Source organism: Bradyrhizobium sp. 76, from assembly GCF_023073025.1.
GTDB lineage: Bacteria > Pseudomonadota > Alphaproteobacteria > Rhizobiales > Xanthobacteraceae > Bradyrhizobium.
This window is the reverse complement of sequence record NZ_JADPIS010000112.1, coordinates 1-10,821: the sequence shown is the minus strand read 5'-3', so window position 1 is coordinate 10,821 and position 10,821 is coordinate 1. Positions and strand designations below refer to the sequence as shown.

At 61.4% G+C, this 10,821-nt stretch carries 9 protein-coding genes and 4 pseudogenes; 10 read left to right on the top strand and 3 right to left on the bottom strand.

Going from position 1 to position 10,821, the window contains the following annotated elements; genetic code table 11:
• Positions 1-785, bottom strand: a pseudogene (locus IVB48_RS32455) (IS701 family transposase); the annotation flags it as partial.
• Between the two features lie 870 nt (positions 786-1,655).
• Complete coding sequence (ltrA, locus tag IVB48_RS32450; protein WP_247406523.1) at positions 1,656-2,894, bottom strand: group II intron reverse transcriptase/maturase; 1,239 nt, start codon at positions 2,892-2,894, stop codon at positions 1,656-1,658.
• A gap of 891 nt (positions 2,895-3,785) precedes the next feature.
• Here ltrA and IVB48_RS32445 point away from each other — a divergent pair.
• The 10 genes and pseudogenes from IVB48_RS32445 (at position 3,786) to IVB48_RS32405 (ending at position 10,113) form a co-directional block, all read left to right on the top strand.
• Positions 3,786-4,694, top strand: a complete 909-nt coding sequence (locus IVB48_RS32445) for a reverse transcriptase domain-containing protein (RefSeq protein WP_247406521.1) — start codon at positions 3,786-3,788, stop codon at positions 4,692-4,694.
• A gap of 238 nt (positions 4,695-4,932) precedes the next feature.
• Positions 4,933-5,109, top strand: a complete 177-nt coding sequence (locus tag IVB48_RS32440; protein WP_247406519.1) for a hypothetical protein — start codon at positions 4,933-4,935, stop codon at positions 5,107-5,109.
• Positions 5,110-5,525: 416 nt separating this feature from the next.
• Positions 5,526-6,446, top strand: coding sequence for a site-specific integrase (locus IVB48_RS32435; protein WP_247406517.1), 921 nt, complete (start codon positions 5,526-5,528; stop codon positions 6,444-6,446).
• A gap of 135 nt (positions 6,447-6,581) precedes the next feature.
• On the top strand, positions 6,582-6,755 hold the full coding sequence (locus IVB48_RS32430) for a hypothetical protein (protein WP_247406515.1): 174 nt from the start codon (positions 6,582-6,584) through the stop codon (positions 6,753-6,755).
• Positions 6,736-7,146 (top strand): annotated as a pseudogene (locus IVB48_RS41450) (recombinase family protein); the annotation flags it as partial. The gene IVB48_RS32430 and the pseudogene IVB48_RS41450, both read left to right, overlap by 20 nt.
• 140 nt (positions 7,147-7,286) lie before the next feature.
• Positions 7,287-7,652 carry a recombinase family protein gene (locus IVB48_RS32420; RefSeq protein ID WP_247406514.1) on the top strand — a complete coding sequence of 122 codons (366 nt, stop codon included), beginning with the start codon at positions 7,287-7,289 and terminating at the stop codon, positions 7,650-7,652.
• Positions 7,627-7,778, top strand: a pseudogene (locus IVB48_RS41445) (hypothetical protein); the annotation flags it as partial. The gene IVB48_RS32420 and the pseudogene IVB48_RS41445, both read left to right, overlap by 26 nt.
• A 329-nt stretch (positions 7,779-8,107) precedes the next feature.
• Positions 8,108-8,773 (top strand): hypothetical protein, encoded by a 666-nt coding sequence (locus tag IVB48_RS32410; RefSeq protein WP_247406524.1) that lies wholly within the window; start codon positions 8,108-8,110, stop codon positions 8,771-8,773.
• 27 nt (positions 8,774-8,800) lie between these two features.
• Positions 8,801-8,929 carry a hypothetical protein gene (locus IVB48_RS41230; protein ID WP_256468933.1) on the top strand — a complete coding sequence of 43 codons (129 nt, stop codon included), beginning with the start codon at positions 8,801-8,803 and terminating at the stop codon, positions 8,927-8,929.
• Between the two features lie 9 nt (positions 8,930-8,938).
• A pseudogene (locus tag IVB48_RS32405) lies at positions 8,939-10,113 on the top strand (IS91 family transposase).
• A 275-nt stretch (positions 10,114-10,388) separates the two neighbouring features.
• On the opposite strand, the gene IVB48_RS32400 reads toward IVB48_RS32405, so the two are convergent.
• Positions 10,389-10,821 (bottom strand): transposase (locus IVB48_RS32400; RefSeq protein ID WP_247406512.1); only part of this gene is annotated, 433 nt, incomplete at its 5' end.

Here is a 10,821-nt window from a genome sequence, read left to right as displayed (position 1 = left end):
GGGCACGTGGTGCTTTCGTGGTTTGCCACGGGCTTTGGTGATCGGCCAAATGAGCTTCACATCGACCGGATACACTTTCTGGTGCCGAGGGATACCGACCGCCCAGGCCAGCCCGCGCTCTGTTAGCCCTTGTCGAAACGGCGCGCTGAGGCCGTATCCTGCATCCGCCAGCACACATCCAAAGCGTATGTTGGCTGCCATCGCGCGGTCAATCTCGGCCAAAGCGATCTCCGGCTTGGACCGCGGCGTTCGGTGTTCGACTGGCACGCGAGCGCGCTTCAAGCGAGGCATGTCGCTTGTCCAGCTGTCAGGCAGAAAGAGACGTAACGCGACCATCACGGGCACTTCCCCGCGCGCAAGCGTTAAAGACACCAGCGTTTGGCAATTTGCCGTTTTACCGAGAGCCGACGCGTATTGAGCCGCAACACCGACCGAGCGCTCACCCTTCTTCGGCAGTGAGGTGTCATCGATAACCAACACCGCATCGCTGCCGCCGACAAGTCGGTCCGCCTGGTTGAGCAGCTCTGTCTCCAGCGGCGTCGCGTCCCAGACACCGTCCGCAATGAAATGGTGCAACTGGTCGTAGTTGCTCGTGGCAAGGCGTTCCGCCATCGGCTGAATGCTTTGCGATCGCCAGGACCGATCAGTCCCGCAACATACAGAGGACACATCCGCTGTCGGGTCTTATGACCCAGCCGGTCCAAGAACGGCATCAGCCAGCGTTCGAGTTCGTCTTCCCATCCCGGCATGGTCAGCCCTCCAAGAGCCGACCACCCATGAATCATTGAAAAATTGATTCGGGAATCCTATAAAACGAGACAAAATCAACAATCTGCCAAAGTAGTGCTAGAGCCCATCCTGTCGGCTGGAACCCAGGTCGTGGTCGATTCGAGCCCATGGCATCGTGTGAATGTCTTCGTGCCGATATCAGTTTCCTATGTCCTCTACCCACCAGCTCGCGCTATGGTTGCCCTGTTGAGCAGCTGCGTGTGCCACAAGATCCTCGATCCTGACGCTGAGTAGTCCCTGCGAGTCGCAAGAACTTCATCATCAGCACGTACCCTTGTTGGCTTGATAGAAATGTGCGAGGGCCACGTCTCGCCTCCATCCGAACGCATCACCAGGCTCTGCGGAAATGGCGCTTTGTAGCCCGAATGTCGCGTTCGCAAACAGCAGGCGGTCCTGCCCGAAATCATGAACAAAGGTTGTACATCATCCGCGGCGCCACTCCTGCTCACCGCGACTGTCGCAAATCCTCTAAAAGTAACTCGACCACGGACACGGGAAGTAGGCAGGCAGGTTTCTCTCTTCAAGTGAAGCAGATTCCGCGAGTGGCATGCAAATTGCTAGGATGAGGAAGAACGAGTCCACCGCCAAATCGGTGCGGCCACTTTGAAGAGTGCCAATGCTAGTTTGCCCGATTGCCCCTCATGAATGCGATAGCGCTGTTTGTGCCAGACAACCCAGAAGTCATCAATATCGCGGCCACCGTGAACTTCGAGCGGTAAGTAGATTCCTGCTGCTTTCACCAGAGGACCCGGTATGAGACTGCATCGTCGTTCTATCATAGATTGATCGGGATAGGGGGACGTCTCGCGACGCCACCCCTCCCACACCACCGGGCATACGGGTCCGTACCACGGCGGTTCGATGAGTTAAGCCGGCACAGGCATGAAGATTCGGGGGAGACCAAGAGAGTCGAACACGTGATTTCGTAGGGCGTGTTGAACCGCCGGGTGTCCGGACATGCGCCAGAGTCCCGTCGGTGAACCGGCAGCGACCGATGCGGCGAACTTCGCGATGCCGAGGCGGCGAAGCTCCGTGAATCGGTTATGCCCGTTCCGCCATTGCCGCCAGAGATACAAACGCAGTCTCCGGCGGATCCAGGCTTCCAGGTTCGTTAGCACGCGCGGCGTCTGGCAGAAGCCGAAGTACCCGCGCCATCCGATGAGGTATGGCGTGAGGTCTGCGATCATCTTCTGCAAACTGACCCCTGGCGTCCGGCATGTGATTTCCCGGATTCGGTCTTTGAACTTGTCGAGGGCTTTCGGCGCAATGCGTCGCTCGCTCCCGTCATTCGCAATGCTGAATCCGAGAAATTTACGTTTCTCGGGTCGCGCGACCGCGCTTTTGGCCTCGTTGACTTTCAAGCGGAGCTTGTCGGTCAGGAACCGGCTGATCGAGGCCCTCACCCTTTCGCCGGCGTGGAGGCTGCGAACATAGATGTTGCAGTCATCCGCGTAACGGCAGAATCGGTGACCACGTCGAGCCAATTCCTTGTCGAGATCGTCGAGCACGATATTACTGAGGAAGGGCGAGAGCGGACCGCCTTGTGGGGTCCCTTCGTCCACCGGTCGGACCAAACCATCTTCCAATACCCCGGCATTCAGGAATACCCGGATAAGCTTGAGCACGCGTTTATCGGGTATCCGTGCGGCGACGCGCGACATCAGGATGTCGTGGTTAACTCGGTCGAAAAATCTTTCCAAATCGAGATCAACCACTACGTTGTAGCCATCGGCGACGTAACGCTGTGCCTGGGCTACAGCCTGGTGAGCGGACCGCCCCGGCCGAAATCCGAAACTGTGCTCCGAAAACGTCGGATCCCATCGCTCTTGGAGAACTTGTAGCACGGCTTGTTGAATCAGGCGGTCGACGACACTGGGGACGCCGAGTTTCCTGACCCCGCCATCCGGCTTCGGGATTTCGACCCGCTTAACCGGCTGCGGCCGATAGTTTCCGTCGAGCAGTTGAGACCGAGTGTTTGGCCAGTGCTGACGCAGGAACGCCTTCGCGTCGTCAATGGTCATCCCATCAACGCCAGGGCTTCCTTTGTTCCTTCTAACACGCTTCCACGCTCTTTCGAGGTTCTCTCGGTCGCACACCTCCTCCATTAGTTGTTCTGTGAAAGCCGAGTTTTCGGTGACTGAGTTCGCCATGAATGGTTCGGTCTCCCCGTCGCCGCGTGCCGGGGCTTCACCCCGGTCCCTCGGTTCCAAGGCCAGCACTCGCTGGTTGTTCTGCCGCTTTCTATTCACGAGATACCAGTCCTACTTGCTCTCTCAATCGTTCGGGCCTTCAGCCATCGTTTCCGGCTCTGCCTATCTGTTTCTCCACCTTTCGGCCTTGGAGTGCCTCAATAGCTTTGCCGACAGCCTGACCTAATACGCCCTCAGCTGAGCTCTGCCCGGTGGTCAGACGGCCTTGCGGCCGTCTCAGTCGCCCGAGGGCGACACCGGGCAGATCTCCCGGGGTAAGCTCAATCGCCTTCGGTGCACAACCGCCGGATCTACGCTGTGTGCCCCGAAGGGCGCGTGTCACCAGTGGAGGAGGAATCCACCCGGATAATTGTCGATAAGTCTGGTAGCTGACGAGCAGGTTGGTTGGGTAACCGGCTGATCTGAAGCCTCGTGACAAAGGTCGCCTTGGGCGGCTGAGCGATCCAGCGGGCCGTAATGTGAGTGAATCCTGAGCAGGCCTCGAAAGTGAAGATGCGGATGCCGACCCGCCAGCGTAACGGGGAAGGCCGCACGGATGGGGAAGCAATCGACGTGAGCACCTGTCCGATCCGCCGGGGTAATGGGAACGGCACGCTGGAAGGGTGATGCGGGTAACGGGGGAGACCCGTTGCGGCGAGGGTAGCGGCCTCAACGTCGCGTTAAGGCGGCGGCCCCGACGGGAGTCGGACAGGGACGTAGTACCGATGAAGCCGGGTAACTCTGGTGGAGGGAAGGACCCTGACTTCTGGAGCGCTGACGAAGAGGGTGAGGATCAGGTGATTGGCGATGAGCCTTGAAACACCGGTAAAGATCAGGAGCCTTCAGAGGAGGCTGTATTGCAAGGCGAAGGCAGAGCCCGCCTTTCGTTTCTACCTGCTCTACGACAAGATCTGTCGAGAAGACATTCTGCGCCACGCCTATGCACTGGCCCGCGCCAATGCGGGAGCGCCGGGAGTGGACGGAGAGAGCTTCGCGGCGATTGCGGCGGCGGGCGAAGAGAAATGGCTGGCGGGCCTGAGACAGGAACTGACCACGAGGACGTACCGGCCGGCACCGGTGCGGCGTGTGATGATCCCGAAGCCGGGGGGCGGCGAACGCCCGCTCGGCATCCCGACGATCCGGGATCGGGTGGTTCAGAGCGCTGCGAAGTTGGTGCTGGAGCCGATCTTTGAAGCGGACCTGGAAGACAGCGCTTATGGCTATCGGCCCGGTCGCGGTGGAACCGACCCTGTCAAGGAAGTGCACCGGCTGCTGGGCCGGGGCTACACCGACGTGGTTGACGCCGATCTATCGAAGTACTTCGACACGATCCCGCATTCGGAACTTCTCAAATCGGTGGCGCGACGCATCGTCGATCGGCACGTCTTGCGGCTGATCAGGATGTGGTTGAAGGCGCCGATCGAGGAGACGGACGGCGATGGTGGGGGACGGCGGCGCATGACGGGAGGCAAGCGCAACACGCGAGGCACGCCGCAAGGCGGGGTCGCAAGTCCGATGCTTGCCAACCTGTATATGAACCGCTTCCTGAAGCACTGGCGAACAACCGGACGCGGCGAGGCATTCTGCGCACATGTCGTCTCGTATGCCGACGACTTCGTCATTCTCAGTCGCGGACATGCGGCTGAGGCGCTGGCGTGGACGGAGGACGTGATGACCCGGCTCGGGCTGACGCTCACGAGGCCAAGACCACGTTGAAGGATGCCCGCAAGGAACGCTTCGACTTCCTTGGCTACACGTTTGGGCCCGAGTACCACCGCAAGACGGGTCGCCGATACCTGAGCGCGAGCCCTTCCAGGAAGAGCGTCCAGAGGCTCAAAGGCAAAATCGATGGGCTTCTGGTCTCCGGCAACAAAGATCCGTGACCTGAGGTACGCACCAGCTGAACCGACTTCTGCGCGGCTGGTCGAGCTACTTCAGCTACGGCACGCGGCTGATGGCCTACCGGGCGGTCGACAATCACGTCTATGATCGCGTGCGACACTTCCTGCGAAGACGGTGCAAGGTGCAAGGACGCGGCACACGAAGGTTCCCCGCTGACCATGTCTTCGGGCCCGCCGGTGTGCTGCGGCTCCGCCGCGTGCATCTGGGGCCGCTGCCGCGTGCCATGTGATGAAACCAGTCGGAAAGCCGGATGCCGGAAATCGGCACGTCCGGTTTGATGAGCGGGGAGAGGAAACGGGACGTTGCCGCACGGCCCAAGTCACCGCGCCTCTCCTCGACTCTACTCGCATCCTTGATGGAGCTGGACTTCGCGATGTGTCGCCCGCTCGTCCGACGCTTGCGCCTCATATCCGGTTTTTGTTCATCGGCTCGCACCTTTGATCCACGCTTCCTTCAGACTCCGCCTCGCGACGGCAGCCCTTGCGTTTCACTAACCCTTCACCTCCATCAGGTTGGGTGGAAGACTTTCACTTCCGAGCTATTGAGCATGCCCGGCACACAACGAAGCCGCTGCCGCGGCGTGAGGCGTAGATCGCCGCTGAGAGGATGTGGGTGTTGCAGCCCCCCTCAGACAGGAGTATCGAGATGCCCGATTTGAGCCCTCTTCGCCGCCGCATGATCGAAGACATGACCGTCCGCAATCTGTCGCCGGCGACGCAGCGATCCTACATCAGCGCGGTTTCGAAGTTCAGCCGCTATTTTGGCCGATCGCCGGATCGATTGGAACTGGAAGACGTCCGCGCCTTCCAGGTGCATCTGGTCTCGACCGGCATCTCATGGCCGGCGCTGAACCAGATCGTCTGTGCGCTACGGGTTTTCTACGGCGTCACGCTCGGCGAGGCGCTGATCCCGGAACTCATTCCCTATCCGCGAGGACCGCGCAAGCTGCCGGTCGTGCTCAGCGCCGACGAAGTGGTTCAGTTCCTCGAGGCCGTGTCCAGCCTGAAGAGCCGCGCCGCGCTCACCACGGCCTATGCGGCCGGACTCAGGGCCTCCGAAGTCGCGGGACTGCGGATCGAAGACATCGACAGCGCCCGCGGCGTCATCCAGGTGCGCCACGGCAAGGGCGCGAAGGATCGCAACGTGATGCTGTCGCCCCAGCTGCTGGGCATCCTGCGCACCTACTGGCGGCTCGCCCGGTCGCGGCTTTATCTGTTCCCGGGACGCGACGAAGACCATCCAATCGATCAGACCGTGTTGCATGCCGCCTGTCGGTCGGCGGTGAAGCCTGCGGGCTTGACCAAGCGCCTCACGCTGCACACGCCGCGCCACAGCTTCGCGACACATCTTCTCGAGAACGGAACCGACATCCGGATCATCCAGGTTCTGCTCGAAACAACGACAAACTGCCCGCCAACAGCCGATCGAGGGGCGGATCATGTATCCGTTTCATCGCCCGCTATGGCGCGACCGTACTTGTTCAGAGACGATTCGCCTATCGCGGCGTTGATCTGGTCGTCATTCCGCAGCCTGACGGGTCGGTTGCCTGCATCCCGGCATGGATGACGCACGAACCTGCAGCGCGCTTCATGCTGTTGGCCGAGCCGCAGTTTTCTCTTGAAACCCTGCGCTCGCTGCGCGCGGAGACCGATGCGCTTCTAGGCTTTCTCCGGTCCGACTCACGGCAGGAGAGAGACGGAAATGACACACCAATTCGAAAATCCCCAACTGGGCCTGTTCGACGAGGGCGAGCCTCGCGTCGTGCTGGAACCAGCACAGAAGGTTGTGCTGGCGATGCTGATGCAGGTGTTGCTGCGCGAGATCGCGACAGCGCTTGCAAGCGGGGAGATCAGCGATGACCAAGATCACATCTGAACATCTTGCACGAAGCGTACGTTTACATCCGTCAGTCGACGGCCGACAGCTGGTGCACAATCACGAGAGCCGGCGCAGACAACATGGGCTTGCGGATCGTGCACGCCAGCTCGGTTGGGTTAGTGTCGAGGTGATCGATGATGATCTCGGTCGCTCCGGTGGCGACGTCAACCGCCCAGGTTTCGAGCGCTTGCTGACGGCGATCTGCGAGGGCCAGGTCGGCGCTGTGCTCGCGATCGAGGCATCGCGCCTCGCCCGCAATGGCCGTGATTGGCATACGCTGATCGAGTTCTGTGGATTGGTCGGAACTATCCTCCTCGACGAGGACGTAATCTACGATCCTCGCCACCCCAATGATCGTTTGCTGCTCGGAATGAAGGGCACGATGAGCGAGCTTGAGCTGTCGCTGTTCCGCCAACGCTCCAGGAGGATTGAAGCAGAAGGCGCGGCGCGGCGCGCTATTCCTCGGCGTTGCGGCAGGCTACATGAAAAACCGGTCGCGACCGCATCGAGAAGGAACCCGATCAGCGGGTGCAGGATGCCTTGCGGCTCGTCTTCGCAAAATTCTCGGAGTTCCAGAGCGTACGTCAGGTGCATCTGTGGCTCAGAGACGAAGGCATCGAGCTGCCCGCCAAGTCGCGTGACGAGGTAGGACGCTCCATTGTCTGGAAGCGGCCGCTTTACAACACCGTGCACAACATCCTCACCAATCCGGTCTATGCTGGCGCCTATGCCTTCGGGCGCACGATGAGCAAGGTCATCGTGGAGGACGGGCGAAAACGCGTGCGGCGCGGACTTCGGCGCTCCCGCGCGGAATGGGACGTGCTGCTCAAAGATCAGCACGAAGGCTACATCACACGGGAGGTTCGAGATGAACCAGCGGGTGATTGCGGATAACGCGACTGGAAAAGGCAGCGGCATCGCGCGCGGGGCGGCACGGCGGGGCGCGCTCATTGTCGCGGGCCTGCTCAGATGTGGCCATTGCGGCCGAAAACTGTACGTGGGCTACGGCGGCAAGTCTGGCCGCTACTACTGCCAAGGCGCCGTCGTGAACCATGGCACCGAGCGGTGCATCTCCTTCGGAGGCCTCACAGCGGATCAGGCTGTCGCTACGGAGCTTCTGCATGTCCTGAGGCCACTCGGCATGGACGCTGCGGTCAGGGCGTTCGAAGCTCAGACCACTGAAATGTCTGCGGCTCGGCGGCAGCTCGAGTTGGCACTCGCTCAAGCACGTTACGAGACTGCCCATGAGCGCCGACAATACGACAGTGTCGATCCTGCCAATCGGCTGGTAGCGGGCGAGTTGGAGCGCCGCTGGAACGAGGCGCTACAGGCGGTGCATCGGATCGAGAGTGAAATCGGCAGCACTGGACGCGAAAAGGCCGCAGCCGTTAAGCGAGAAGGAGCGCGAGCACCTGATGCAGCTCGGTGCAGACCTGGAGCGCGCCTGGTCGCATCCGGCCGCGAGTGCTGCGACTCGCAAGCGGATCCTACGCGCGGCACTGCATGAGATCATCGCGCGCATCGAGAACGGCTTCATCGAAATGGTGCTGCATTGGCAGGGCGGCGATCACACAGCGCTGAAGCTCAAGATGAATACCGCTGGTGAGCATCGCTGGACAGCTCCTGAGGACACCGTGACCCTGGTCCGGCAGCTGGCGCGCCAGATGCCCGACAAGCAAATCGCACGATTGCTCAATCGCGCCGGCAAGCCGACGGGGCGCGGCAATGGCTGGACCCAGGCACGCGTTTGCTCGTTTCGCAGCCATTATGGCATTGCGGTTCATCGCGAGAGCGAGTGGGCCGAGCGTGGCGAGATCACGCTTGAAGCGGCGGCGCAAATCCTTGATGTGAGTGTCATGACGGCGCTGCGCATGGCCCGGCTCGGCATTATCAAGGGACGGCAGGTATGTCGCGGTGCGTCCTGGGCATTCAAGGCCGCGGGCATTGCCGCTTATCGCGCGCAGAACGCCGCGCATCGTCCGCTAACAGCCGATCCCCGCTCAGCAGCCCTTTGACTTTCAATGACATAGAAGGAGAGCATTATGGTGCGTGTCCGCTCGGACAACTACCTCGGATCGACCGCGCGCTACGCACAGGTTGCGACCAATCTGCTCGCCCGCACAACCAGCCCATTCGATGGGCTCTCCATCACGGTGATCCCACCCGACTGAGCTGCGCATATGCGCCCCGTGCTTGAGGTGGCGGACATCTTCCGCCGCCACGGCGCCGCGTTTCGTGCCGCGCAGGACTCTCGGCTTTCATCCGACCAGCGCCGTGTGATGGCGGCCATCGAGGCGTGCCGCACAGCGGCGCTCGGAAGCCATGTCGAGCGGTGCGACGACTGCGGCCTGGTTCGCGTCGCCTGCGACACCTGTCGCGATCGGCACTGTCCAAAGTGCCAAGCCCTAGCACGCGCCCAATGGCTCGCTGATCGCCAGTCCGACCTGCTGCCGGTCCCCTATTTCCACGTCGTCTTCACCGTGCCTGCGCCCGTGGCCGCCATCGCGCTGCAGAACAAGGCGGTGGTCTACGACATCCTGCTCAAAACGGCAGCCGAGACGATCCGTCTCATCAGCGCCGACCCGAAGCATCTCGGTGCCGAGACCGGGATGATCGCGATTCTCCATACCTGGGGCCAGACCCTGACGCATCATCCGCATGCACATTGCCTCGTGCCGGGCGGCGGGATCGCCCCTGATGGAAGCTGGATTCATTGTCGCCCGGCTTCTTCCTTCCCGTTCGTGTCCTGTCACGATTGTACCGTCGGCTATTCCTGGAGCGCCTGCAGGCGACGTTCGATAGCACCAAGCTTCAGTTCTTCGGCCACCTTGGTCACCTCGCCGAACCGGCGGCATTCGACCACCATCTCAACGCCCTCCGCAAGCTCGAGTGGGTCGTCGATGCCAAGCGTCCCTTCGGCGGACCAGAACAGGTTTTGGCCTATCTCGGGCGCTACACCATCGCGTTGCGATCGCCAACGGCCGGCTCCTTACCTGTGAGCAGGGCCACGTCCGCTTTCGCGGGAAGGATTATCGCGCCGGCAACAAATCCAAAGTGATGACGCTCGAGACTGAGGAGTTCATTCGTCGCTTTCTGCTCCACCTATTGCCGAAGGGGTTTCGCCGCATCCGTCACTTTGGGTTCCTGGCGAACGCCTGCCGCGCCGCCAACCTCGTGCGCATCCGAGCGGCGCTCGAGGCGCCAGAGCCGCCTCCGCCTGCCAAAGCTGTCGACTACCGCGAGCGCTCCGCCATCCTCACTGGTCATCGCCTCGATTTGGCCCGTCTGCGGAGGCCACATGGTCGAGATTGCCCTTGTGCAGCGCTCGCAAACACCTCGTTGCGACACATCATGACCAGCTGTAGCGCGACCTCGCGGGCAAGTGCTTTTTTAGACATTTCGTCCTCCGGGAACGGTGCGGTCATATGTCCGGCCTTTCAGCGCGGTGGTGGACCGCTGGCCTCGATGAAATTCGCGATGCGAGGGGCTGATCAATCTGACGCGCTTTAAGCGCATTGTCGCGCCGGCCTCTCTCGCCTCGGGATTTCGTCCCGTGGGGTCATCGTCTAGTTGTGCACCTCGCCTCTGTCCGGCTACGTGCCGGGCAGGCTGTTCTGGTCGTCGTTCGGCTCAGGCACGTGCTGCGCCGCTTGCCACGCCAGTATTTCGATAGCTTCCGCCCTTGGTGAGGAGCGCCCAGATGATCCTCGTGATCTTGTTGGCAAGCGCGACCGCGACTACCGTGAAAGGCCGTCGCGCTAAAAGCGCGATTAGCCATCTCGGCGCTTTCTCGTTGCCCTTCACGCGTCGCAAGACCGACGTCGCGCCACAAACAAGCAGCGAGCGGAGCGTCGGATTCCCCATTTTCGATATGCCGCCGAGCGGTTCCTTGCCACCGCTAGAATGGGGCTTTGGCGTCAGTCCCAGCCAGGCGGCGAAGTGACGGCCGGATTTGAATCCTTCAGGATCCGGGACCAGCGCTTTGACGGAAGCCGCCGTGATCGCTCCAACGCCCGGAATTGTGATCAGCCGCCGCATGTCCTCGTCACGTTTCACCTCGCCG